The following is a 22,611-nucleotide window of genomic DNA, read 5'->3' on the forward strand; positions in this document are numbered from 1 at the left end:
AAAGGGAGTACACACGATGAAATTCACACTGCTCGCCACGCTGCTGTTCGCCAGCCTGCCGCTGACGGTGCTGGCTATTGAGCCGGGGCCTTCTTCGCCACAGCAAAAACAGACCGAAGGCTGGCTGCAACTGCAGGTCAGTGGCGAACGCGCATCTCCCATCCGGCAGAAGGCCACGCCCGCTGAACGCGACCAGGCCATGCAACGCCTGCTGGACAGTTACAAATACCCTATTCCTGAGTACTACGACCAGAAACTGGGCGGCAACACCCCAGGCAGCAACAACTAATGCGCAGTGACGCGCTGGCGCGCCGCAGAATTGTTCGGCGATAACGCCAGCGCCAACTGGGTTCGGTTGTGCATATGGGTCAGGCGCAGCACTTGGGACACGTAGAGTTTCACGGTGTTTTCAGTGATGCCCAGCTCACAGGCAATCTGGTAGTTGGTCTGGCCCTTGCCTACCAGCCTTGCGACATCCAGTTGGCGGGGCGACAACTGATTGAAGATCGCCGGTATTTCAACCCGGTCAGTGTCGCTGACTTCACCCTCGGCTTCAGTCGACAGGCCGGATTGCGGACTGCTGCGCACCTTGTCGAGGTCATGATAAAGGTCATCGATGGACGCCGAGAGAAACTGCAGCTTCTGGTTCAGGTGCCCCAGGTCGAGATCTTTCTGCCGGTCCTGCAGCGCGACCACCTGGCGTTGCAACCCTTCGAGCAGCTCGCCCAAATTGATCGGCTTCTGGTAGTAATCGGCAATCCCGGCGCGCAAGGCCTTGATCACGTCCTGCTTGTCTGCACGCCCGGTCAGCATGATGGCCTCAAAGACCCGTTGCTTGCCGGCCAGGTGTTGCAGGGCCTGGACCAGTTCGATGCCATCCATCTCGGGCATATGCAGATCGCACAGCACCAGGCCGATCTCGGCATCGTCGCGAAAACGCTCGATGGCTTCCTGGCTGGATGCGCAAGGGACGCAACGGTAACCGTTGCTTTCAAGAAATTCGCAAAGCTCTTCCACGATCAAAGGCTGATCGTCCACCACGAGCACTTTCACTTGAGAGGTAAGCTTGTTCACGCGCTACTCCATGCCTGGCAAGCAAAAGGACCGATGTATCCATTCCGACCATTTTTCCCATACAACTTACCCATAAACGTAGACGTACTTTCCTACTATGTACATAGCGTTACCCTACGTGGCGACTAATGGGATCCAAAACCAGGACATGCAAAAACCAATCAGTAAAAAAGGCACGAACGGCTGCCTGGCCGAATGTGCCGGATCAAGGTACTGCAAGGTATTCCTAAGCCCTTGATTCATCAGCGGCCACACCCTGGGCGCCAGCAACAGCCAGGCTGCGCTCGCGAGGCCGGCGCCGATAAAAGTGCCCAGTACGTAGAGGTAGTCGGTTGCCAGCCCCAATGCCGCGATCAGCTTCACGTCACCGGCGCCCAGGCGGCCCAGCGCGTACCCCGGCAGGGTGAACAACAACGCCAGGACAAAGGCCACGCCGCCCTCGACAGCCGGTGCACCGAGCCAGGTCGTACCGCTCCAGAACAGGTAACCCAACGCCAGCAAGGCTGCGCCGAGGGTCAAACGGTTGGAGACCTGACGTAGACGGATATCTTGCACAGCGCACAGCGCGAGCCAAACGACCAGGACGAGGCTTTGAATCACGTAAAAAAAATCCCTTTTTGCTGAATGATTCTATGCTGATATCAGGTAGTAGTAGTCAGGGTAGACGAGTCATGAAAAAAGGCCTCGCTAAAAAGCAAAAAGGTGCCGCCGCGCTGGAGTTCGCGATGGTCTTCATGATTTTTTTTGCCATTTTTTATGGCCTGGTCAGCTACAGCTTGCCGTTATTGCTGATGCAGTCCTTTACCCAGGCCGCCGCCGAAGGCGTAAGACGTAGCGTCGCGCTGGACCCCGCCACGCCTGGCTACGTCACGGCACTGCCGCTGCAGGCCGTCAGTGCGGCGCAGGCACAACTGGCGTGGATCCCCTCCCAGTTCAAATTCCTTCCCGGGTACGTGACGGCCGTCTACAACTCGTCAGGCGTGTTGACGGTGTACATCAACTACCCGACGTCCAGCCTCCAAAGTGTGCTGCCGTTCCTGGTACTGCCAGGCATCGGTACCGTCCCCGCCCTGCCTCCCATGCTGTCCGCCCAGTCGAGCATGCAGTTTTGACCTCAGGCGATAAACTCTTCGGCCGCCTGCTCGGACGCGGCAACCAGCTGCCTGCTGACGCACCGGCAGCGATCCCGGCAACCGCCGCGTTGTTGTTCTACCTGGACGCCCAGGGCCGCGTAATGGATGTCCATGGCCCGCTTCGCCATCGACTCGAACACCCCGCTGCGCAACAGCAACAGGCACCCTCGCTGCTCGACTACCTCACTGCGGCGAGCCGCCTGGTGATCGAGGGCACGCCCAGCGACTGGCAGGGGCAAAGCCTGGACCTGGAGCTCAAGGGGCTCGCCGGGCAAACCCTGCATACCCGTGGCTGGGTTCAACCCGATGGCAAGGGCTGGCTCCTGCAATTGCTGGACATCGGCGACCTGATTGCCCATCGCCAACTCACCCAGGTGCGCGAACACAATCAACGGGTGAGCGACCAGATCAGCGAGCAACTGCGGGTCTGCAGCCTGGTGCGCCTGCCCGAAGTACTGCAAGACACTCTGCAGGCTATTTCCCAGCACTGGCACATCCCCTGCGTCGCCATCGCCTTGCTGGATGAGCAGGGCCAGGCGTGGTGCATCGAGGGCTGTTACACCGCCCACGATGCGCCGGTACTCTGGAGCAACGGCCAAGCCCTGGGCTCCAGCCTCGACAGCCTGGGCGGCACGGCGCCAGTGAGCCTGGAGGTAAACCGTGGCCACAGCGAACACCCACGCCTGCAAGGCCTGTTTGGCAATACCGATGGCTTTCTGGTGCCCTACCGCGACGGACTGGGCGTGGGCGCATGGCTGCTGTGCGGGGTGTATCACCGTCAGGAACACACCAGCGACCGTGACTGGTTGCAACTGACCGCCGCCCTCGCGGCACCGCTGCTCGGCCGCCTGCGCGAACTGCGCCATCAACAGCAGCTGGAACGCCTCGACGCGCTGCAAGGATTGCTCGGCACCGGCTGGTGGGAGCTGTCCCCACACACTGAAGACCTCGAACTCGCCCCACCGCTGCTGCACACCCTGAGCCAAGGCGAGGCCATCACACAGCTGTCGCTACCCATGTGGCTCAAGCTGATTCACCCTGCCGACCGGGAAGAACTCGCCAGCCGCCTGCAAGACCTGAAGACCCTGGGCAAACCGCTGTCCACCAGCGTGCGCCTGCAACGTGCCGACGCGGCGCTTAACCCCATCTGGTATCGCGTGCAGGGGCAAGCGTTGGGCTCGGGTGAGCATCGCCGCCTGGTGGGCTTCATGCTCGACATCAGCGACATAAAAAACCAGGAGCAACAGGCCGCCGCCGCCCACGCACGCCTGGATAACCTGATCGCCAGTTCCCCGGCTGTGATCTATGTGCAGCGCTACGTCGAGGGCACGCTGCAACCGGTGTTCTTCAGCGACAGCTTGCTGCCGCTGCTTGGCCGCACCCTGGCCGACTTCACCCCGGCGACGCTGAACCAGTGGATCCACCCCGAAGACCGCGACCTCTACTTCGACCGTACCCGCCAACTGCTGCGCGAAGGCAGCGTGCGCAGTCGCTACCGGGTGCTCGACACACAGGGCAATTACCACTGGCTGCTGGATGAAGCCCGGCTGCTGCGCGACGACCTCGGGTTGCCCGTGGAAGCCGTGGGCCTGTGGCTGGATGTGACCGAGACGACCCTGGCGGCGCAACGGGTCAAGGAAAGCGAGGAGCGCTATCGAATCCTCGTGGAAGACTCCCCGGCCATGATCTGCCGCTACCTTCCGGACCTGACCCTGACCTTCGGCAACACGCCCCTGGCCAACTATATGGAATGCCTGCCTGGACAGCTGCCGGGCATGAACCTCAGCCAATGGTTGTCGGACGAACAACACGAGGCGTTTGTACTGCGCATCCGCCAGCTCACCCCGGAATTCCCGGTGAGCACCGCCGAAATCAGCCTGCAACTGCCGGGGCGCACACATGCCTGGTGGGTGTGGTCGGACCGGGGCGTGTTCGACGAACAGGGCCAATTGCAGGAAGTGCAGGCCGTGGGCCGCGACAACACCGAAGTGCGCCGCTCCCAGCAGCAACTGACCCAAAGCGCCAAAATGGCCACCCTCGGCGAAATGGCCACCGGCCTGGCCCATGAGATCAACCAGCCGTTGAATGTGATGCGCATGGCCATCGTCAACGTGCTCAAGCGCTTGAGCAACGGCGATGCACAGATCGACTACCTGACGGAAAAACTCCAGCGTATCGACTCCCAGGTCCAGCGCGCAGCCCGCGTGGTAGACCACATGCGGGTGTTCGGCCGCCGTTCGGAAGTCGAACAGCAGCCCTTCAACCCGGCGCAGGCGGTGGAAGGCACCCTGTCGCTGCTCAGTGAAGGCATGCGCGGCAAAGGCGTGGACCTGCGCGTGGCACAGCTAGACGTGACGGTGCAGGTCAAAGGCTATGTCGACCAGCTGGAGCAGGTGCTGATCAACCTGATGGTCAACGCCCGCGATGCCCTGCTGAGCAAACGCGAACACGACCGCGACCTGCAACCGTGGATCTCGGTGCAGATCGAGCAGGACAGCCGCCACGTACGCATCTGGGTCGAGGACAACGGCGGCGGGATTGACCCACGGCTGCTGGAGCGGATTTTCGAACCGTTCTTCACCACCAAGCCGATTGGCGTGGGCACCGGCCTCGGGTTGTCAGTGAGCTACGGCATTGTCGAGAACATGGGCGGCCGGTTGAGCGTCGCCAACAGTGAACATGGGGCGAAGTTTTGTGTGGAGTTGCCGGTGGTTGAAGCCTAATTCACCAGGGCCGCTTGCCCATGCGGCCGGCAACTGAGGTTGGCGCCCACTTCCACCGCGTTCAGGTTAACCCCAAGGTTCGACAACAGGCTGTTCACCACCGGGTCCAGAATAGGGCTGAGCACTCCGCCAATCACGGTGCCCAAGGTGCTGTTGAGCCCGTTTAGCACTGTGCCCGCCGTCGTCAATAACCCTCCCAGCAGATTGAACCCCGTTGGCTTGTAGACCTGGAACTGGATACCGCTCAACGCGTTACTGATCGCGCTGAGAAGGCTGGCTGTCGATGAGGCGTAGTACTGCGGCGGCAGGTTGATTTCCGGCGGTTGGAGGTACGTATGGGGGGGCAAGGCACTTGTCGCAGCGCCCACCGGACTGTTGACGCTCAAGCCCAGGCCACCCCCGTAAAACGGTTTGCGGGTGGACGGATCACAAGTGGTAGGCCCCAGGCCCAGCAAGGGTTTGAAACAGGTAATGGATCCGATATCCACCACCGGCACTGGAGGAATCGGATTAAGGGTGGTGTTGCTGTTAAACGCGTTGATCAGTTGCGGGCTCTGGCCAATTTGCACGGTAACGATCGAGGCATTGGTCTGGGTGGTCAGGGTCTTGGTAGCGTCGCTGACGCAGGTAAACCCGGTGACATAGCTTTCAGCCGTGCCCAGTTGAAGGACCACATCTATCCTGGCGGCCGGCGGGTTTGAGGATGACGACAGCACCTGCAAATTCGTCATCTGGCAATAACCACCCAGTACACACAGCACCGAACTGATGGTGCCTCCCAGGTTCAAGCTCAACAAGTTGTTCAAAACGTCCGAAAGCGGCCCGACCAAGCCGTTCAGGGCGGCCTGCACCGCGGGAGAATCCAGCGGTGGCAACCCTAACGTCAGGCCGACGCTGATCTGAGCCGTTTTTACGTAAATGCGGGTTGCTGAAGTTTTATCCACGGCAAACCGCGGATCGCCAATAGCGGACAACTGCGGTGGCTGAATCACCTTGACCTGAACACCTGCATTCACCAGGCCCGGAATATTCACCGGGATGGTCGCCACCACCCCGTTCTTGGTATTGGCCAATTGCACAAAGGCTTCGGCCAGCTGGAACACATTCAGGCTGGTGTTCAGCCCCGCCGACACCGCCCCCGTTTGCAGCTGAAGCAGGCTGCCCAGGGTGACATCAAGGTTGCCGATTATCGCGTTGATACTGGTAAGACCGCTGACCGCCACGCTGGCCGTATTGCCTCCGGCACTGAGCACCGTAATGGCTGCGTCGACCAGTTGACTGATCTTGACCGTCTTGGTCAGCAGTTGATCGTAGGCTCCGGCCGTGACGCCCACGTTCAACGCCAACTGATTGAGGTAGCTGAGCAAGTTGATGTTGGTGTCTACCAGGCCCTGCCAGCCTGCCACGCTCAGGTTTAGTGAGCCGCCCAAGAGTTGGCCGAACAACAGGTTCAGTGCTGCTGATTTGCTCGAGTCCACAGTGACCAGGGTCGATTTGATCGTCAATTGCGCCTGAGGCGGCAGGATCTTCGGCGCCGCCACCGCGACGGCAGACAACTGGGTGTTGAAGTTGTAGCCGCTACCACTGAACAACGCCCAGACCCCCCCGGCAACGCTGGTCATGATCGGGCGCGAGGCAGTCACCTGGATGGCATCGGTCTTGGTCGCGTCTGCGGAGAACACCCGCTGGTTGGTGGCGCCGGTGGTCAGCACGCCGCATTTCACTATCAGGGCGTTTGCTGGCGGGATGACATAACCGTTGCGCACTGCGCTGGCACCGGCATAGGTGGGCGCGGTATTGGTGGCGGGCAGGCAATCCCCCTTACGCTGCACTGCCTCCAGTGCCGCCATATCGGCAATCCCCTGCAACTGGCGTTTTTCCAGGTACAAACGGCTGCTATCAACCACCAGCAACATGAATACCAGCACCATGCCCAGGGTCAAGACCGCCACCAAGCCAACCGCACCGCGCTGCCTTGCAGGCCCGGCGTGGTGACCGGAACGAAGTCGAAGAGACATCGAGCACTCCTTTGCCGGCACACTGCCGAGCGCTTACTCTCCTGTGTTGCTTGGGAGTGTAGTCAAGAGCGGCGGGGGCTGCAGGCCAGTCGCCATAGATCGACGACTGGCGGAGGGCTGATCAGGCGATCAATGCGGCGGGTAGTTGGAAAGCACCTTGGTCACCGTGGCACGAATAGCGGCACTGCGGTCTTGGGGTTCAGGCGAGCTGGCGAGGATCTGCTCATCGCTGCCACGCCACACCAGCTTGCCGTCCTTGCCGTCGAGCAAGTCAATCTGGATGGTCGCGACCTTGTAGGTGATGTTGCGGGTTTCGTTATACATCGGCGCGCCCCAGTAACCATTCCACGGGCCGCCCCAGGCGCCGCCGTAATTGGTGGTGACTTGTTGCTGGCGGTCTTCGACGATCAGGTAGGTCTGTACATTCAGGTCAGCCTTGGTGCCCGGCGCCGCAGGACGCAGGCCACGCTGGTCGAGCTGCTCGCCCACGGCCTGGCGGATGCGCTGTTCGGTGAGGTCACTCTTGATCCGCGGGTCATCCGGGCGGTATTGCAGCGCGGGTTCTTTCCAGCTCCAGCTGCGGTAGGCGCCAAAGTCCCGGCTGGCGTCGAAATCATGGTTGACCTGGCTGGTCTGGCAACCGCCCAGCAACACAACAACAGCAAGTGCAGCAATACGACGAAGCATGGTTTTTCTCCAAAAGACAATCCGGGCCTGAGATGAGAATAGCTGCTAACTGGGTGGGTAGGCAGTCATTGCCTTTTGCATCGCCTCACGCAGCGAATCGGCGCGCTCGCTGAGGCTGCCCTGGCTCGTGGTTTCGGCGCTGGTGCTCCATACCGGCTGGCGGGTGCGCGCGTCGAACAGGCTGATGCGCGCCACGGCCACCGTCACTTCATAAGTGCGTACCACCGGCACACTGTTGTACATGCCGTAGCCGTTGCCGTAGCGGTTATAACCGCCGTAACCGTAGCCATAGTCGTCCTGGACCTGGCGCAGGCGTTTTTCCAGGCGCACGTCGGCGCTTACCAGCAGGTCGGGGGCGCGGTTGTCATGCAAGGGGCGCAGGCCGCGCTGGTCGAGGGCGCCGCTGACCGCCTCGGCAATCTGCGCCGAATCCGCCCAGGCCGAGCCCGCCGGCAGCTGGTTGTTGAGCCAGGCCCAACTGCGGTAGGCGCCGTAGTCGCGCACCGGCGCCGGGTAGGCGCTGGCATCAAAGGTGTTGGCCGCCTGGGCAGGCGCCGGCGGCATCGGGGCAGACGCCGCCACATACGGGTTGGGGCTTTGGCAACCCGCCAGGCCCAGGCCCAGCAGGATCAGTCCAAGACAGCGCTTCATTTCGACCTCCGCAGACTGGGCCGCTTAAACCGGACGGCAGATCCAGTGCAAATAACGCCCAAGTCCGGCAAAGCTTGGGTGACGACGGTGTGCGAGCTCCATCTCCAACAAATCCAGCAACTCGGCGCGGGCCTGGAACTCCACCGGCATATAGTCGTGGAACACCCGCACGCCACTTTGGGTTTCGACCTGCCACAGGCCCTCTAGTTGCGTCGCCAACTCCCGTGGGTCCAGGGGTTGTTGCGGCGTGAGGCTCTGCTTTTCACCGGCCATGTCGTTCTTGCGCATTTTGCGGAAGTGGCCTTTGAGCAGGTTGCGGTAAATCAAGGCGTCGCGGTTATAGAAAGCCAACGACAGCCAGCCACCGGGCGCGGTCAACTGGTGCAGCACCGGCAGGATCGCATGGGGTTCAGCCAGCCATTCCAGCACGGCGTGGCACAGCACCAGGTCATAGGGTTCGGTGAGCTGGCCCAGCAGGTCCTGCCAGGGTGCCTGAATGAAGGTGGCGGTCTGCCCGGCTTCGGCGAAACGCTGGCGCGCGCCTTCGAGCATCGGCTCGGCGGGTTCGGCCAGGGTTACATCGTGGCCGCGCTCGGCCAGCCACAGCGACATATGGCCCAGCCCCGCGCCGATATCCAGTACCCGCAGCGGGCGGTCCGGCAGCGCTTCAATCAGGTCGGCCTGCAGCACCGCCAGGCGAATCGCGCCCTTGGCACCGCCATAGATCTTCTCGGCAAAGCGGGTGGCCAACTGGTCGAAATGACGGTCGCTCATTTGGCAAACCGCCGTTCGCTGTCGGCCAGCTTGGCCTTTACCACCTGATCCATGTCCAACCCCAATTCACTGCACAACAGCAGCAGGTACAGCACGATGTCACCGACTTCCTGGCCGGCATGGGCGAGTTTGTCGGCGGGTAACTCGCGCGACTGGTCTTCGCTCAACCATTGGAAAATTTCCACCAGCTCTGCCATTTCGACGCTGGCGGCCATGGCCAGGTTCTTGGGGCTGTGGAACTGCTTCCAGTCGTTGGTATCGCGGATGCGGTGCAGGCGTTCGGTGAGGTGATCGAGGTTCATGGGGGGCTCCTGAAGGTGTATAGCTTCGGGCGCAAGCCGCGCGAAGGCAAGTGAATCCCTGCGGCCCGTAAACCTCTATGCTAGAAGGGAACTAGCTTGGGCCAATAACGAACAAAGGCTCAGGTTCGGCAGCTACGCCCACCGTCTTATCAGGACACACACATGCAAACAGACTTTTTCGGATGGCTGGGTCTCAAGATCGGCCAGATCATCCACTTTATCGTCGAGTTGTTCAGCGGGCTGTTCAATACCCTGTCCCACGCGGGCGGCGACTTTGTCGACGGGCTGTCCAGATCCTTGGGGATGGACACCTCGATCATCAGCATCCTCATGCTGATTATCGGCTTGATGCTGTTGTACTCGGCGGTGCGCGCGTTTATGCGGGCTTCGATCATCATGGGGATTATCTGGTTGATGCTCGGGCTGTGGGTGCTCAGTTGGGTGGTGCATTAATAAAGGGCCAGCAGGGTAAATCCCTTTAATTTGAGGGACGTTTCCGAGACAATCTTTCGGCCTTGTGCCTGTTGGGATGGGTGGCTAGTCTTCGGCCCTTCACTGCATATCAGTGATCGGGTTTAGTCGCCCGGAATTAGTGAGCGCAAGTTGTCGCCATGCTTCATGGCGGCTGTGCGCAGGGCACCTTCGGGTGCGCCGGGTTCCACTAGCCGGTCGACTAACCTGCGTACAGCCGCCACCCTCGTTTAGTCGCGCGGGTGTCAGCTCCTTACCTTCTAGTGGAGTTACACCATGCATAAGCTCGTCCCCGATCCACCCAGCGACCTCCTCAACGACCGCGCCGCCTTCAATCGCGCCCTCGAACATTACCTGCCATCCCAAGGCTTCCACACCATCAACGAAGACCTGAGCTTCGAAGATTCCCTGCTCTACACCGCCAGCCTGCTCAGCAGTGCCTCGGCGACTGCGCTTGATTGCGGCGAACTGCTGGAAAGCCCGCAGCGCGCGAAGATCCTGGCGGTTTGGCACTTGCTGGAAATTGCCAAGACCACCGTCGACCGCTCCATCGAATGCCTGCACCCGCGCAAAACCTGACACTACGCGGTCAAAAATGTGGGAGCGGGCTTGCTCGCGAAAGCGGTGGATCAGCCAATACATCCGGCGACTGACACACCGCTTTCGCGAGCAAGCCCGCTCCCACATTGGCCCTGCGGCGCAGCTAATGGACAGTTACACTACCGCTCCCCAAAGGAGCCCGCATGACTTCCCTGCTAACCGACTGGCGCGACCGCCCTACCCACCGCCGCGTGTGGGCCCTCGCCGCGCCGATGATCCTGTCGAACATCTCCGTACCACTGGTGGCGCTGGTGGACAGCATGGTCATCGGCCACCTGCCCCACGCCCACCAACTCGGCGCCGTGGCCGTTGGCGCCAGCCTGTACACCTTCCTCGCCTGGGCCATGGGTTTCCTGCGCATGGGCTCCACCGGGTTTGCCGCCCAGGCCGCCGGGCGTGGTGATGGCGCGGCGCTGCGGCAGATTCTGTTGCAAGGACTGCTGCTGGCGCTGGGCCTGGCGATGTTGCTGGGCAGCATCGGCATTCCGTTAAGCGGCCTGGTGCTGGACTGGATGCAGCCCTCGCCCGAACTTAACCAACTGACCCGCGAATTCTTCCACACCCGGCTCTTCGGCCTGCCCGCAGCGCTGGCCAGCTATGCGCTGGTGGGCTGGTTCCTTGGCACCCAGAACGCCCGCGCGCCGCTGGCGATTCTGCTGACCACCAACCTCGTGAACATCGCGCTCAACCTGTGGTTCGTGCTGGGTCTGGATTGGGGTGTGGTCGGCTCGGCCCGCGCCTCGGTGATCGCCGAATGGACCGGCGCCCTGCTCGGCCTGGCCCTCACCCAAAAAGCCCTGCGCGCCTACCCCGGCCATATCGCCTGGGCCGCGCTCAAGCTGTGGCAAAGCTGGCGCCCGCTGCTGGCGGTGAACCGCGATATCTTCATCCGCAGCCTGGCCCTGCAATCGGTGTTTTTCATGATCACCGTACAGGGCGCTCGCTTGGGGGATGCCACGGTGGCGGCGAACGCGCTGCTGCTCAATGGTCTGTTGCTGACGGCCCACGCCCTGGACGGACTGGCCCACGCTGTGGAAGCCTTGTGCGGCCACGCCATCGGCGCCCACGACCGCCAGGCCTTGCGCCGCTCGCTGGTGGTGGCCTGTGGTTGGTCGTTGCTGGCGAGTATCGGCTTCGCGATCCTGTTCGCCGTGTTCGGCCACCTGTTTATCGCCATGCAAACCGATATCCCGAGCGTGCGCGAAACCGCCGACATCTACCTGCCCTACCTCGCCGTACTGCCGTTGATCGCCGTGTGGAGCTACCTGCTGGACGGCCTGTTCATCGGCGCCACCCGCGCCCGGGAAATGCGCAACGGCATGCTGCTGACGGTGGTGATTGTGCTGCCCTTCGCCTGGGCCTTGCAGGGCCTTGGCAACCACGGGTTGTGGATAACCTTCCTGCTGTTCATGGCCCTGCGCAGCCTGACGCTGTGGGCAATTGCCTGGCGCCTGAACAAGCAGGACCGCTGGCTTACTGGCCCGGCGTGAACGTGATAAACGCCGTGACCCGGTCCAACACGGGCGCCAGCCAGCGCAGCGGCCGGGACATCGACGCCACCAATGTGGCGTGGCTGGTCTTGGTGAAGTAGAACTCCTCCACCGGCACACCCGCCGCTCGCAGCTTTTTCGCCAACCCGCCGGTGTTGCGCTTGGGGTTGACCAGATTGTCGTCCACCGAAGCAATCAACAGGCTGGGGGGTGCGCTTTGGCTCACGTGGTTGATGGGTTGGGAATCGGGCGGCGAGTCCGGGTAGAAGAACACCGGGCGCACATCACGGTTTTCAATCGGCAGGAAATCATACGGCCCGGCGAGGCCGATCCATCCCTTGAAGACTGACGGCGACAGGCCAACCCCGGCCAGCCACTGCGGGTCCAGTGCCAGCATTGCCGCGTTATAGGCACCGGAACTGTGGCCCATCACATACAGCTTGCGGGGATCGCCGCCGTATTCGGCACTGTGCTGATACGCCCACGCGACTGCTTGGGCGCCGTCCTGCAAAAACAGTGGGTAGCGCACTTGCGGGTAAAGCCGGTAGTCGGCGATCACCACCACGATGCCGCGCGAAGCCAGGGCTTCGCCGACGAAACCGTAGTCATCCCTTGAGCCGCTGTTCCAGCTGCCGCCATAGAAAAACACCACGACGGGCGCGTCGGGCAAGGCGGTGACGGGGCGGTAGATATCGAGTTTCTGGCGGGGGTCATCGCCGTAGGCGATGGCGGATGTTTTGGTGAAGGTGCTGGTGGGGGTGAGTGCGTTGAGCACTTTGATCGGGGAGCAGGCTGCGAGCAGCGTCGCGATGGCCAGGGTGAACACTTGCAGGAGCTTTTTCGACATTATTCAGGCCCTATAAAAACTGCAGGACTTGCGGCGATCCAAATGTGGGAGCGGGCTTGCTCGCGAAGGCGGTGTATCAGTCTGCACATGTATCGACTGACACACCGCCTTCGCGAGCAAGCCCGCTCCCACACTGGATCTCTGTCACATTGAGATCTTTGGCAGCCTGGGAGCGGTGTCCTTACGAGGACAGGTACGACGAACGCGTCAAACCAAGACGCAACGCATCCAGGAACTGAGTCCGCTCCGCCGCCGTGATCTTCGCGCTGGCGCACTTGTCACGGTAGTGAGTCATCAACTCCTCCGGCGACAAGTGCACGTAGCGCAGCATGTCTTCGATGGTGTCGTGGGTCTCGATCCCGGCGCTGTACACCGAACCGTCGTCACGCTGGTAGATGTTCACCGAGTCGGTGTCACCGAACAGGTTGTGCATGTCGCCAAGAATTTCCTGGTAGGCACCCACCAGGAAGATCCCCAGCAGGTAGTCCTCGCCTTCTTTCACAGCGTGCACCGGCAGGCTGGTCTCGATGCTCTGCTCGTCGACGTATTGCTTGATCTTGCCGTCGGAGTCGCAGGTCAAATCCTGCAGCACCGCACGGCGCAACGGCTCTTCGTCGAGGCGATGCAGCGGCAATATCGGCAGCACCTGGCCGATGGCCCAGGTGTCCGGCAGGCTCTGGAAGACCGAGAAGTTGCAGATGTACTTGTCGGCCAGCTTGTCGTTGAGCTCGTCCAGCACCTGACGGTGGGAACGCTGGCGGGCTTTCAGCGAGTCGTGCAGGCGGCGGCAGACGGCGAAGTAGCATTGTTCAGCCAAGGCCTTCTCGGCCAGGGTGATCTTGCCGTCGGCGTACTGGGTTGCCACGTCGCTCATGTAGTGAGTGGCGCGCCAGTAGGTTTCGGTGACCATTTCAATGTCGGTCGGGCCCAGCAGGTCCACCAGCCATTGCACGGTTTCCGGCAGGCTTTCCTTGTTCTCGATCAGCGGCACGTCGTCGTTGTGCTTCTCGACGTCGGTAACTTGCACCACCAGCATGGCGTGGTGGGCGGTCAGGGAACGGCCGCTCTCGGAGAAGATGTTCGGGTGCGGCAGGCTCTGCGCATCGCAGAATTCCTTGAGCATGCCCACGACCACGCCGGCGTAGTCGTCCATGTCGTAGTTGATCGAGCTGGCGTTACGCGAGTGGGTACCGTCGTAGTCCACGCCCAGGCCGCCGCCCACGTCGATGTGGTCCACCGGCAGGCCGAGGTTGCGCAGTTCGCCGTAGTAACGAATGGCTTCCTTGAACCCGTGCTGGTAGTCGGCCAGGTTGGCGATCTGCGAACCCATGTGGAAGTGCAGCAGGCGGATGCCCTGGTCCAGGCCCGCCGCGCGGAAGCGCTCGACCACCGACAACAATTGCGCCGCCGACAGACCGAATTTGGATTTCTCGCCGCCGGTGTCCGCCCACTTGCTCGACGCCAGGGACGACAGGCGCACCCGCAGGCCCACCTGCGGCTTGACCTTGAGGTTGGCGGCTTCTTCGATCACCAGGCCGACTTCGGATTCTTTCTCGATCACGATGAACACGTTGTGGCCCAGCTTCTGGCCCATCAGCGCGAGGCGGATGAACTCACGGTCCTTGTAACCGTTGCAGACGATGGTGCCGCCTTTCGGCGCCAGGGCCAGCACGGCCAGCAGCTCGGGCTTGGAGCCGGCTTCCAGGCCAATGGACACGTCCTGGGTGGCGATGATGTTCTCGATCACCGCTTCCTGCTGGTTCACCTTGATCGGGTACAGCGCGGTGTATTTGCTCTGGTATTCCAGGCGCTCGATATTGGAGTCGAACGCGCCGGTCAGCTGGCGCACGCGGTCTTGCAGGATGTCGGGGAAGCGCACCAGCAACGGCAGGGACAGGCCGCTTTTGCGCAGCTCGTCGACTTGCTCGTACAGGTCCACAGGCGTGCTGTTCGGGCCGTTCGGACGGACTTCAACGCGACCGGCATCATTGATCGCGAAATACCCGGCCCCCCAATGGCGAATCCCGTAAACACTGCGGCTGTCCGCAACTGTCCATTGGCTGCCATCGTCTTTGCGTGTGCGTCGTACGGACATCGAAGTCCCCTATAAATGAAGTCGAAGTGCACCGGCCTGATCAGAGGCTGGCGCAGTCTAAAGAATGAAAATGACGATTTGCCTGTGAGAGGGGTAGACCCCACTTGCAGGACAGAGTTTAGACACCGGTCAGGAACAGGCTCTGTGAAAACCATGGAGACGACAGTTCGCGTTCAGCCAGCGGGCTATCGGGGTGGTTTTCACAGAGGCTGCTAGCCGCCGGATTTCTTCGCCTTGTAACCCAGCTTGATCAGCTCGGCCAACAGCAACTCGACGTGGTCGCCCTGGATCTCGATCACGCCGTCTTTCAGGGCGCCACCGGTGCCACAGCGCTTTTTCAGCGTGGTGGCCAGTTCCTTCAAGGCTTCTTCGGCCAGGGGCACGCCAGTGATGGTGGTCACTGTCTTGCCGCCACGGCCCTTGCTCTCGCGACGAACGCGGGCAATACCATCGCCTTCGGGAATCAGGGTTGTTTTGCAGGTACAAGCGTCCACGGGCTGGCGACAGTCCGGGCAGTGTCGACCTGCGTCGGTGGAAAATACCAGGCCACCAAGGGCGGCGAAGGATGCGGCTTTTTTGGCCACCGGCAATCCTCTTGGGAGGACAAAGACTGATCGATGGGATCATCGACCGCGAAGCCCCACTCAGGCAGGGGCAGCGCTACTGAGCCGCCGATGTTCAAACCACTGTAGGAGCGAGCTTGCTCGCGAAGGTCGTCAACGATAACGCGGGCCTTCAGACAGCACGCGTCGTGCTTACGTTTTTCGCGAGCAAGCTCGCTCCTACAGGGTGGAACAACAGCGGTTCAGCCTGAAAAGTCGCGCAGTGTAACGGCAAAAACGCCCCTTGCTAAGAGCCAAATCGCGCCAATTTATGCAACTTTAGCGACGCAGGGCCAAATAACGACGCAACCCTTCCTGGGCATCCGGGCAATAGGGCTTTTGCTCGGCCTCCTGAAGCACCGTCGCCAGGGGCAGAAAGCGCGCCTCCATGACTTCTTCCGGCTGGATTCGCAGCGGCCCGTCCCACACGGCCGAGAACGAGGTGCACCAGAGCCGGCTGTCGCCGTCTTCGAAGTAGAAGTGATCGTGGGCGGTCAGTTCGACGCCGCTGACGCCCAACTCTTCTTCCAGCTCACGGGCCGCCGATTCGGCATAGGACTCGTGGGCCGCCACCATTCCGCCCGCCGCCGTGTCCCAGAAACCCGGGTACATGGCTTTGCTCAGGGTGCGCCGGTGCACACACAGCTCACCGGCCGAGTTGAACAGGAAGATAAAGGTGCAGCGCCCGATCAGCCCGCGCCGGCGCAGATCGGAACGTACGAGGCTGCCGAGCAGGTTGTCCTGCTCGTCGACCCAGGCAATCAGTTCGGCGTCGGAGGCGGCGCGGTGCGCTGCCTCCCTGGTGGAAGCGTCCATCATCAACCCTGGTTCAGGAGCTGACGCAGGTCGATCACTGCAGCGTTGGCCCGGGAAATATAGTTGGCCATGACCAGCGAATGGTTGGCCAGGATGCCAAAGCCACTGCCGTTGAGAATCATCGGGCTCCATACCGGCTCTTGCGAAGCTTCCAGCTCACGAATGATCTGGCGCACGCTGACGGTGGCGTTCTTCTTGGCCAGCACATCGGCGAAGTCGACTTCAATGGCGCGCAGCAGGTGCGACAGGGCCCAGGCCTGGCCGCGGGCTTCGTAGAACACGTTGTCGATCTGCATCCATGGGGTTTCCACCACTTCTTCGTCGACCTGCGGCACTTCACCCGGCGCCAGCGCTTCGGTTTTCAGCGCGGTGTTGAGCTTGACCCGGCCCACACTGGCCGACAGCCGTTGCGACAGCGAACCCAGGCGGGTCGCCACATCACCCAGCCAGTTGTTGAGGTTGTCGGCACGTGCATAGAACAGCGCGCCTTTTTGATTCGGGTCGGACAAGCGCGCTTCGTAGCGGCTCAGGGAATTGATGCCTTCCTGGTATTCCGACTCGCTGGACGGCAGCACCCAGCTCTTGTTGTCGAAGTTGAAGCGCGGTTCGGCCTTGGCCAGGTCTGCGTCTTCCGCCGACTGCGACTGGGAGCGGGCGAAGTCCTTGCGCAGGGCACGGGTCAGGTCACGCACCTGCACCAGTACGCCGTATTCCCAGCTCGGCATGTTGTCCATCCACAGGCCCGGCGGGAAACGGTCGTTGGAAATGTAGCCACCCGGCTTGTTCAGCAGGGTGCCCACCACCGTCTTGAGGGTTTCGACGGTGGTAAAGCCCACCACCATCTGCTTGCCATCCTTCTCGGCGGCAATTTGCGCATTCTGCTGGACCGGGAACAACGCAGGCTCTTCGCTCCAGTACCAACCCAGGGCACCGGTGACCAACAGGTACAACGCAACCAGCGAGAGCAACGCGCGGCTCATCAGCAGGTTACGGAAATAGCTGCGGGGGGCCGACTTGGTTTCAGGGGCCGGGCCCTTTGCACTGCCTGCGCGGTTTTTCCAGTCCAGCATGGCGATATCCTTTCAATCACTTGAGTTCAATAGCTACGACCACAACCCTGCCCCATCGTGCCGAGCAGTGCGGCGCTTTTAGCCAGGGTGGCGCGAGTACGCGGTTCGACTATAAAGGATGCACGCTGTTTACGCCCGCGCGACTGCATGGTCGATAAATGAATCTCTGCGACCTTGCAGTTAATTGACGTATGACACTCGTGCAACGGAAAAGAGGTGCTAGCATAGAGCCATCAGTTCGACCTCAGCATGCAGCCTAACTAGTAGTCAGGATATGACCGAGCCAGAAGACCCCAGCCGTGAGCGTCTCAAGCACCATTTTGCCCAGCGGGTAATTCATCAGGCACGTCAAATTCTTGAGATCTGGCAGCGCCTGCAACGCAGCGAATGGTCGACCACTGACCTGTCAGAGCTCAGTGAGGCCAACCTGCGCCTGCTGCGTTTTGCCGAACGCTTTGAGCAGCCGGAACACGGCCAGTTGGCGCACCAGATCGGCGCTTCACTCAAGGCGGTGGATGACAACCGCGGCCGTCTGAGCAGCCACCTGATCACCGAACTCAACCGTTTGATGCAGCGCCTGTCGCGCACCGGGCTGCGCCAGGGCGACCAGCTGGAACAAACCCTGCTGCCGCCGATGCGCAAGCCGATCTACGTGATGCTGGCCGATCACGACCGCGCCGACCGCCTGGCCAAGCAGCTGGAATTTTTCGGCTTGAGCGCCCAGTCCCTCGACAGCGTGGCGGCGTTTCGCTCATCCATGGCCGAGCGCTTGCCGGCGGCCATTGTGATGGATGTGGATTTCTGCGGCGCCGGCCTCGGCCTGAAGCTCGCCGCCGAAGCCCAGGAAGGCCTGGAGCAAAAGCTGCCGCTGCTGTTTTTCAGCCTGCACGAAACCGACACCCCCACCCGCCTGGCCGCCGTGCGCGCCGGCGGCCAGGAGTTCCTCACCGGCACCCTGGAGGCGTCGAGCCTGCTGGAAAAAATCGAAGTGCTGACCTGCGTCGCCCAGTACGAACCTTATAAAGTGCTGATCATCGACGACTCGCGGGCCCAGGCGATGCACACCGAGCGCCTGCTCAACAGCGCCGGCATCGTCACCCGCACCCTGATCGAACCGATCCAGGCCATGGCCGAGCTGGCGGACTTCCAGCCCGACCTGATCATCCTCGACATGTATATGCCGGCCTGCACCGGTACCGAGCTGGCCAAGGTGATCCGTCACAATGACCGCTACGTCAGCGTGCCGATCATCTACCTCTCGGCCGAAGACGACCTGGACAAGCAACTGGACGCCATGAGCGAAGGCGGCGACGACTTCCTCACCAAACCGATCAAGCCCCGGCACCTGATCACCACCGTACGCAACCGCGCCGCGCGGGCACGCAACCTCAAGGCGCGGATGGTGCGCGACAGCCTCACCGGGCTGTACAACCACACCCACATCCTGCAACTGCTCGAAGACTGCAGCTTCCGCGCGCGCCGCGAGAGCAAGCCGCTGAGTTTTGCGATGCTCGACATCGACCACTTCAAGCGGGTCAACGACAGCCACGGCCACCCCATGGGCGACCGGGTGATCAAGAGCCTCGCGCTGTTTCTCAAGCAGCGCCTGCGCAAGACCGACTATATAGGCCGTTACGGCGGCGAAGAATTTGCCATCGTGATGCCCGACACCGACCTCGACAGGGCTTGCCAAGTACTTGACGAGATTCGCGGGCGCTTTGCCGAGATTCACTATCCCGCCCAGCCCCAGGATTTGTGGTGCACGTTCAGTGCCGGCGTGGTGGAGCTCTGCGACGGCTCCGACAGCCTGATGATGGCGGCCCAGGCCGACGAGGCCCTGTACCGCGCCAAGGATGCCGGGCGTAACCGGGTGATGTCGGCGCGCGCATCAAAGCAAAGTGCCACCTTTTCACCGGAATCCACCGAATCCGTCATAACTCTGTAATGGAAACGCAATAACTTCAGGCACTTACTTCTGCTGTCGGTTGAAACCACGCATGCGCCTGAAGCTGCTGACGAATCTGAACACCCTCCTTCTGGTCGCCGTTTGCCTGGCCCTGGGCGCTACGCTCTGGTGGTCGCAACGTGCCCTGGAACGGCCTTACCTGCTGATGGAGCGCTACCTTGGCCTGTCGCAGACGTTCCAGAACCAGGCCGCGCGCAATATCGACGATTACCTCGCCAGCGGCGACGCCCTGCGCCTGAGCAGCGCCAGCCAGAGTCTGGAAAACCTGTTGCAGCAGCTGGATGAGTTACCCGCAGAGCTGGCGCAAAACCTGCGCCCCAGCCTTGCCGACCTGGACACCTTCGGCAAGACCGACCTGCTGGCCGCCGGTAAGCTGGCCGGCGACCCGCAAGCCCTGTTGCTGCAAGCCGAACGCGAACTCGGTGCCAACCTGGAGCAACTGAACCAGTACGCCAGCGGCGTCAGTACGCCCGAGGCGGCGCGCTATCTGCCGCCGTTGCTCGCTGCGTCCCAGCACCTGGCGAAACTCTCCCTGGCCCGGGACAAGCTGGTGAGCAGCGGGCGCAGCGAACTGGCTGACGATGTGGAGCGCGAAGTCAGTAATATCCGCAGCCAGGCTGACGTGCTGGGGCAGCTGCCATTACTGGGGGTGACCGCCAGCAGCGAGTCCAGTACCGACGATTTCTCGGCCATGATGGGCCTGGAAAACACTGAAAAAACCGTGGCCCAGGACACCGGCGTCGACCTCAAGCGCGAACTCAACAGCCTGCTGACCCGCTACCCCGCCGAGCTGAAACGCACCCGCGAACAAATCCAGCAACGCACCGAACTGGCCACCGCCACCCACCTGAAAATCAACGCCGTGCAGCAAGCCATCGCCGGGCTGGAGCCTGTGGTGCGCGCCCAGCACGCGCAGATCCAGGGCGAAGTGCGGCTGATGCAAGGCGTGATGATCGGCCTGATTCTGCTGATCGCCCTCTTGATCGACACCTTGCAGCGGCGCCTGGCGCGGGTGCTGACCAACCTGGCGCCGGCCTTGTCCACCTGGGCCGAAGGTGACTTCAGCCAACACATTGCCCTGGGCAAGACCAACCGCGAACTGCACGATATCGAGGAGTCCCTGAATCGCCTGCGTGCTTATCTGGTGGACCTGGTGGGCACCATCCGCGGCAACGCCGAGCAAGTGGCCGGCAGCAGCAGCGCCCTGGCGGAATTGAGCAGCGGCATGCACGACGGTGCCGAGCGCCAGGCCGGTGACACCGCGCAGATTCGCGATTCCCTGGGCGAACTGGAAGCCACGATCCAGCAGGTTGCCGGCGACGCCAGCCAGGCCGCCCAGGCCAGCCGCAGTGCAGGCCAAGCCGTGGAACAGGGCCAACGGGTGATCGGCCTGAGCCTGACCGGGTTGCACGCATTGGTCGGCGAAGTGCAGATAAATGCGCAGATGATCGAGAAACTCGCCGAAGAGTCCGCGACCATCGGCGGCGTTCTCACGGTGATTCGCTCGATTGCCGACCAGACCAACCTGCTGGCGCTGAACGCCGCCATCGAAGCCGCCCGGGCCGGTGAAGCCGGGCGCGGGTTCGCCGTGGTGGCCGATGAGGTGCGCACCCTGGCCCAGCGCACCGCTGGCGCCACCGCCGAAATCCAGCACCTGATCGCCGGCCTGCAAACCGCCGCCCGGCAATCGGTGGAAGGCATGCGTGCCCAGGTCGAACACGCCGAGGCCACTGCCGAACAAGCCCAGGCGGCTGACGGCGCGCTGGATGAAATCGTCGGGGCGATCCAGACCATTTCCGACACCGCCGTGCGGATCGCCGATGTGACGGCCCAGCAAAGTGGCGCCGTGAGTGAAATCCGCGATAACAGCGAGCGGATTCACCAGCTGGGCGAGGACAACTTGCTGCGAATTGGCCAGGGACGCCGCCAGGGCGAGCACTTATTGGTACTAGGCGGGCAACTCAACACCGCCGTGCAGGCATTCCGCGTCTGACCGGCTCTCCCGTCTTGTGAAGATCAAAATGTGGGAGCGGGCTTGCTCGCGAAGGCGGCGCACCCGTCAACGCATGTGGCGGCTGAACCACCGCCATCGCAGGCAAGCCAGCTCCCACACTGACCGGATTCAGCCTTGCGGTCACATATTTTGCGCAATCCTCGCTAATCGTGCTGCCTACTGCATAGAACTGGACAGTCACAAAGCCTTTGCGGCATAGTCGCCGGGTTCTACCGTGCCCACATCAATAACAAGGAACAGCCGATGGCGACCTTACTGGTTCTTCACGGACCCAACCTGAACCTGCTCGGCACCCGCGAACCGGGCGTCTACGGGGCAGTGACCCTCGAACAGATCAACCTCGATCTGGAACGACGGGCACGTGATGCCGGCCACCATTTGCTCTACCTGCAAAGCAATGCCGAGTACGAACTGATTGATCGCATCCATGCCGCGCGCAGCGAAGGCGTGGACTTTATCCTGATCAATCCCGCCGCTTTTACGCACACAAGCGTTGCATTACGTGACGCGCTGCTGGCGGTGAGCATCCCATTCATCGAAGTGCATTTATCGAACGTGCACAAACGCGAACCTTTCCGCCATCACTCTTACTTCTCCGACGTTGCGGTAGGAGTGATCTGCGGCCTTGGCGCCAGCGGTTACCGACTGGCCCTGGAGGCCGCCCTGGAACAGCTTGAAGACACGGCCAAGCGCCCCTGACCGACCCTTTGGGAGTTGATGATTCATGGATATCCGTAAAGTTAAGAAACTGATCGAACTGCTGGAAGAATCCGGTATCGACGAGCTGGAGATCAAGGAAGGCGAGGAGTCCGTACGGATCAGCCGTCACAGCAAGACCCCGGCCCAACAGTTCTACGCACCACAGATGCAAGCGCCGGCTCCGGCCGCTGCACCCGTGGCGGCTGCTCCGGTCGCGGCTGCTGCCGAAGCCCCTGCGGCTCCAAAACTGAACGGTTTCGTGGTCAAGTCGCCAATGGTCGGTACCTTCTACCGCACCCCGGCACCGACCTCGCCAGCCTTCGTTGAAGTCGGCGCAACCGTGAAAGTGGGCGACACCATCTGCATCGTTGAAGCGATGAAGATGATGAACCACATCACGGCGGAAAAAGCCGGCGTCATCGAATCCATCCTGGTAGAAAACGGTCAGCCGGTTGAGTACGACCAGCCGCTGTTCACCATCGTTTGAACCGCGGAGCGCCTTCGTTGTTGAAACCTGCGAAGAAACTGCAAAAAGTCCTGATGGCGAACCGGGGGGAGATGGCGCTGCGTATCATGGGC

Annotated in this window: 21 protein-coding genes and 1 pseudogene; 10 read left to right on the plus strand and 12 right to left on the minus strand. The window is 61.8% G+C overall.

The annotated features are described in order from the left end of the window. Positions 1 to 16: 16 nt before the first annotated feature. The gene (locus ACIOMR_RS22555; protein WP_177008343.1) at positions 17 to 289 is read left to right on the plus strand and encodes a DUF3613 domain-containing protein; all 273 of its coding nucleotides are present in this window, start codon (positions 17 to 19) and stop codon (positions 287 to 289) included. Here ACIOMR_RS22555 and ACIOMR_RS22560 read toward each other — a convergent pair. Continuing rightward, positions 286 to 1,074 carry a response regulator transcription factor gene (locus tag ACIOMR_RS22560; protein WP_003212915.1) on the minus strand — a complete coding sequence of 263 codons (789 nt, stop codon included), beginning with the start codon at positions 1,072 to 1,074 and terminating at the stop codon, positions 286 to 288. The genes ACIOMR_RS22555 and ACIOMR_RS22560 overlap by 4 nt on opposite strands. Positions 1,075 to 1,188: 114 nt before the next feature. Continuing rightward, entirely contained in the window at positions 1,189 to 1,674 is a 486-nt protein-coding gene (locus ACIOMR_RS22565) for a prepilin peptidase (protein WP_401196455.1), read from the minus strand. 71 nt (positions 1,675 to 1,745) lie between these two features. Between ACIOMR_RS22565 and ACIOMR_RS22570 the strand changes: the two genes are divergently transcribed. Both ACIOMR_RS22570 and ACIOMR_RS22575 read left to right on the plus strand, forming a co-directional pair. Continuing rightward, on the plus strand, positions 1,746 to 2,186 hold the full coding sequence (locus tag ACIOMR_RS22570) for a TadE/TadG family type IV pilus assembly protein (RefSeq protein ID WP_003212919.1): 441 nt from the start codon (positions 1,746 to 1,748) through the stop codon (positions 2,184 to 2,186). After that, positions 2,183 to 4,930, plus strand: coding sequence for an ATP-binding protein (locus ACIOMR_RS22575; RefSeq protein WP_401196459.1), 2,748 nt, complete (start codon positions 2,183 to 2,185; stop codon positions 4,928 to 4,930). The genes ACIOMR_RS22570 and ACIOMR_RS22575 overlap by 4 nt, the downstream gene beginning before the upstream one ends. Here the strand turns inward: ACIOMR_RS22575 and ACIOMR_RS22580 are convergent. The 5 genes from ACIOMR_RS22580 to ACIOMR_RS22600 all read right to left on the minus strand — a co-directional run bounded on the left by ACIOMR_RS22580 (position 4,927) and on the right by ACIOMR_RS22600 (position 9,362). Then, positions 4,927 to 6,948, minus strand: a complete 2,022-nt coding sequence (locus ACIOMR_RS22580) for a pilus assembly protein TadG-related protein (RefSeq protein WP_401196462.1) — start codon at positions 6,946 to 6,948, stop codon at positions 4,927 to 4,929. The two genes, ACIOMR_RS22575 and ACIOMR_RS22580, sit on opposite strands and share 4 nt — an antisense overlap. Before the next feature lie 129 nt (positions 6,949 to 7,077). Next, positions 7,078 to 7,635, minus strand: coding sequence for a DUF4136 domain-containing protein (locus tag ACIOMR_RS22585; RefSeq protein WP_003212927.1), 558 nt, complete (start codon positions 7,633 to 7,635; stop codon positions 7,078 to 7,080). Positions 7,636 to 7,680: 45 nt separating this feature from the next. Further along, entirely contained in the window at positions 7,681 to 8,286 is a 606-nt protein-coding gene (locus tag ACIOMR_RS22590; protein WP_063033315.1) for a DUF4136 domain-containing protein, read from the minus strand. 24 nt (positions 8,287 to 8,310) lie between these two features. Further along, entirely contained in the window at positions 8,311 to 9,060 is a 750-nt protein-coding gene (locus ACIOMR_RS22595) for a methyltransferase domain-containing protein (RefSeq protein WP_003212930.1), read from the minus strand. Next, a complete protein-coding gene (locus ACIOMR_RS22600) occupies positions 9,057 to 9,362 on the minus strand; it encodes a MazG-like family protein (protein ID WP_401196466.1) in 306 nt (101 codons plus the stop codon). The genes ACIOMR_RS22595 and ACIOMR_RS22600 overlap by 4 nt, the downstream gene beginning before the upstream one ends. A 162-nt stretch (positions 9,363 to 9,524) precedes the next feature. Between ACIOMR_RS22600 and ACIOMR_RS22605 the strand changes: the two genes are divergently transcribed. The 3 genes from ACIOMR_RS22605 to ACIOMR_RS22615 all read left to right on the plus strand — a co-directional run bounded on the left by ACIOMR_RS22605 (position 9,525) and on the right by ACIOMR_RS22615 (position 11,923). Continuing rightward, positions 9,525 to 9,815, plus strand: coding sequence for a hypothetical protein (locus ACIOMR_RS22605; RefSeq protein WP_003212934.1), 291 nt, complete (start codon positions 9,525 to 9,527; stop codon positions 9,813 to 9,815). A gap of 294 nt (positions 9,816 to 10,109) precedes the next feature. Continuing rightward, positions 10,110 to 10,412, plus strand: a complete 303-nt coding sequence (locus tag ACIOMR_RS22610; RefSeq protein ID WP_023659366.1) for a DUF6124 family protein — start codon at positions 10,110 to 10,112, stop codon at positions 10,410 to 10,412. 164 nt (positions 10,413 to 10,576) lie between these two features. Next, entirely contained in the window at positions 10,577 to 11,923 is a 1,347-nt protein-coding gene (locus ACIOMR_RS22615) for an MATE family efflux transporter (protein ID WP_177039731.1), read from the plus strand. On the opposite strand, the gene ACIOMR_RS22620 is transcribed toward ACIOMR_RS22615, so the two are convergent. The 5 genes from ACIOMR_RS22620 to ACIOMR_RS22640 form a co-directional block, all read right to left on the minus strand. Beyond that, positions 11,907 to 12,770: an alpha/beta hydrolase gene (locus ACIOMR_RS22620; protein WP_008439014.1), complete on the minus strand. Its 864-nt coding sequence runs from the start codon at positions 12,768 to 12,770 to the stop codon at positions 11,907 to 11,909. The genes ACIOMR_RS22615 and ACIOMR_RS22620 overlap by 17 nt on opposite strands. Positions 12,771 to 12,951: 181 nt before the next feature. After that, on the minus strand, positions 12,952 to 14,865 hold the full coding sequence (gene speA, locus ACIOMR_RS22625; protein ID WP_003217295.1) for an arginine decarboxylase: 1,914 nt from the start codon (positions 14,863 to 14,865) through the stop codon (positions 12,952 to 12,954). 212 nt (positions 14,866 to 15,077) lie between these two features. After that, positions 15,078 to 15,449: a translation initiation factor Sui1 gene (locus ACIOMR_RS22630; RefSeq protein WP_003217297.1), complete on the minus strand. Its 372-nt coding sequence runs from the start codon at positions 15,447 to 15,449 to the stop codon at positions 15,078 to 15,080. A 297-nt stretch (positions 15,450 to 15,746) separates the two neighbouring features. Then, positions 15,747 to 16,283, minus strand: coding sequence for an NUDIX hydrolase (locus ACIOMR_RS22635; RefSeq protein WP_008439015.1), 537 nt, complete (start codon positions 16,281 to 16,283; stop codon positions 15,747 to 15,749). Positions 16,284 to 16,285: 2 nt separating this feature from the next. Next, positions 16,286 to 17,353, minus strand: a complete 1,068-nt coding sequence (locus tag ACIOMR_RS22640; protein WP_003217301.1) for a DUF2333 family protein — start codon at positions 17,351 to 17,353, stop codon at positions 16,286 to 16,288. Between the two features lie 274 nt (positions 17,354 to 17,627). Here ACIOMR_RS22640 and ACIOMR_RS22645 point away from each other — a divergent pair, with 274 nt between their 5' ends. The 4 genes and pseudogenes from ACIOMR_RS22645 to accB all read left to right on the plus strand — a co-directional run bounded on the left by ACIOMR_RS22645 (position 17,628) and on the right by accB (position 22,519). Continuing rightward, positions 17,628 to 19,298: a PleD family two-component system response regulator gene (locus ACIOMR_RS22645; RefSeq protein ID WP_008439016.1), complete on the plus strand. Its 1,671-nt coding sequence runs from the start codon at positions 17,628 to 17,630 to the stop codon at positions 19,296 to 19,298. Positions 19,299 to 20,817: 1,519 nt separating this feature from the next. Continuing rightward, positions 20,818 to 21,312: pseudogene (locus ACIOMR_RS22650) on the plus strand (methyl-accepting chemotaxis protein); the annotation flags it as partial. A 264-nt stretch (positions 21,313 to 21,576) separates the two neighbouring features. Further along, positions 21,577 to 22,032, plus strand: a complete 456-nt coding sequence (aroQ, locus tag ACIOMR_RS22655) for a type II 3-dehydroquinate dehydratase (RefSeq protein WP_003217307.1) — start codon at positions 21,577 to 21,579, stop codon at positions 22,030 to 22,032. Between the two features lie 25 nt (positions 22,033 to 22,057). Continuing rightward, the gene (accB, locus tag ACIOMR_RS22660) at positions 22,058 to 22,519 is read left to right on the plus strand and encodes an acetyl-CoA carboxylase biotin carboxyl carrier protein (RefSeq protein WP_003217309.1); all 462 of its coding nucleotides are present in this window, start codon (positions 22,058 to 22,060) and stop codon (positions 22,517 to 22,519) included. Positions 22,520 to 22,611: the final 92 nt, after the last annotated feature.

Source organism: Pseudomonas sp. NPDC087814 (genome assembly GCF_044742865.1).
GTDB lineage: Bacteria > Pseudomonadota > Gammaproteobacteria > Pseudomonadales > Pseudomonadaceae > Aquipseudomonas.

Bases quoted from the DNA above. Each gene is read 5' to 3' on its own strand.
- ACIOMR_RS22620 (WP_008439014.1), bottom strand. From the start codon at position 12,770: ATGTCGAAAAAGCTCCTGCAAGTGTTCACCCTGGCCATCGCGACGCTG.
- ACIOMR_RS22640 (WP_003217301.1), bottom strand. From the start codon at position 17,353: ATGCTGGACTGGAAAAACCGCGCAGGCAGTGCAAAGGGCCCGGCCCCT.
- aroQ (WP_003217307.1), top strand. From the start codon at position 21,577: ATGGCGACCTTACTGGTTCTTCACGGACCCAACCTGAACCTGCTCGGC.
- ACIOMR_RS22610 (WP_023659366.1), top strand. From the start codon at position 10,110: ATGCATAAGCTCGTCCCCGATCCACCCAGCGACCTCCTCAACGACCGC.
- ACIOMR_RS22570 (WP_003212919.1), top strand. From the start codon at position 1,746: ATGAAAAAAGGCCTCGCTAAAAAGCAAAAAGGTGCCGCCGCGCTGGAG.
- ACIOMR_RS22600 (WP_401196466.1), bottom strand. From the start codon at position 9,362: ATGAACCTCGATCACCTCACCGAACGCCTGCACCGCATCCGCGATACC.
- ACIOMR_RS22615 (WP_177039731.1), top strand. From the start codon at position 10,577: ATGACTTCCCTGCTAACCGACTGGCGCGACCGCCCTACCCACCGCCGC.
- ACIOMR_RS22635 (WP_008439015.1), bottom strand. From the start codon at position 16,283: ATGGACGCTTCCACCAGGGAGGCAGCGCACCGCGCCGCCTCCGACGCC.
- ACIOMR_RS22590 (WP_063033315.1), bottom strand. From the start codon at position 8,286: ATGAAGCGCTGTCTTGGACTGATCCTGCTGGGCCTGGGCCTGGCGGGT.
- ACIOMR_RS22580 (WP_401196462.1), bottom strand. From the start codon at position 6,948: ATGTCTCTTCGACTTCGTTCCGGTCACCACGCCGGGCCTGCAAGGCAG.
- ACIOMR_RS22605 (WP_003212934.1), top strand. From the start codon at position 9,525: ATGCAAACAGACTTTTTCGGATGGCTGGGTCTCAAGATCGGCCAGATC.
- ACIOMR_RS22595 (WP_003212930.1), bottom strand. From the start codon at position 9,060: ATGAGCGACCGTCATTTCGACCAGTTGGCCACCCGCTTTGCCGAGAAG.
- ACIOMR_RS22555 (WP_177008343.1), top strand. From the start codon at position 17: ATGAAATTCACACTGCTCGCCACGCTGCTGTTCGCCAGCCTGCCGCTG.
- speA (WP_003217295.1), bottom strand. From the start codon at position 14,865: ATGTCCGTACGACGCACACGCAAAGACGATGGCAGCCAATGGACAGTT.
- ACIOMR_RS22585 (WP_003212927.1), bottom strand. From the start codon at position 7,635: ATGCTTCGTCGTATTGCTGCACTTGCTGTTGTTGTGTTGCTGGGCGGT.
- ACIOMR_RS22645 (WP_008439016.1), top strand. From the start codon at position 17,628: ATGACCGAGCCAGAAGACCCCAGCCGTGAGCGTCTCAAGCACCATTTT.
- accB (WP_003217309.1), top strand. From the start codon at position 22,058: ATGGATATCCGTAAAGTTAAGAAACTGATCGAACTGCTGGAAGAATCC.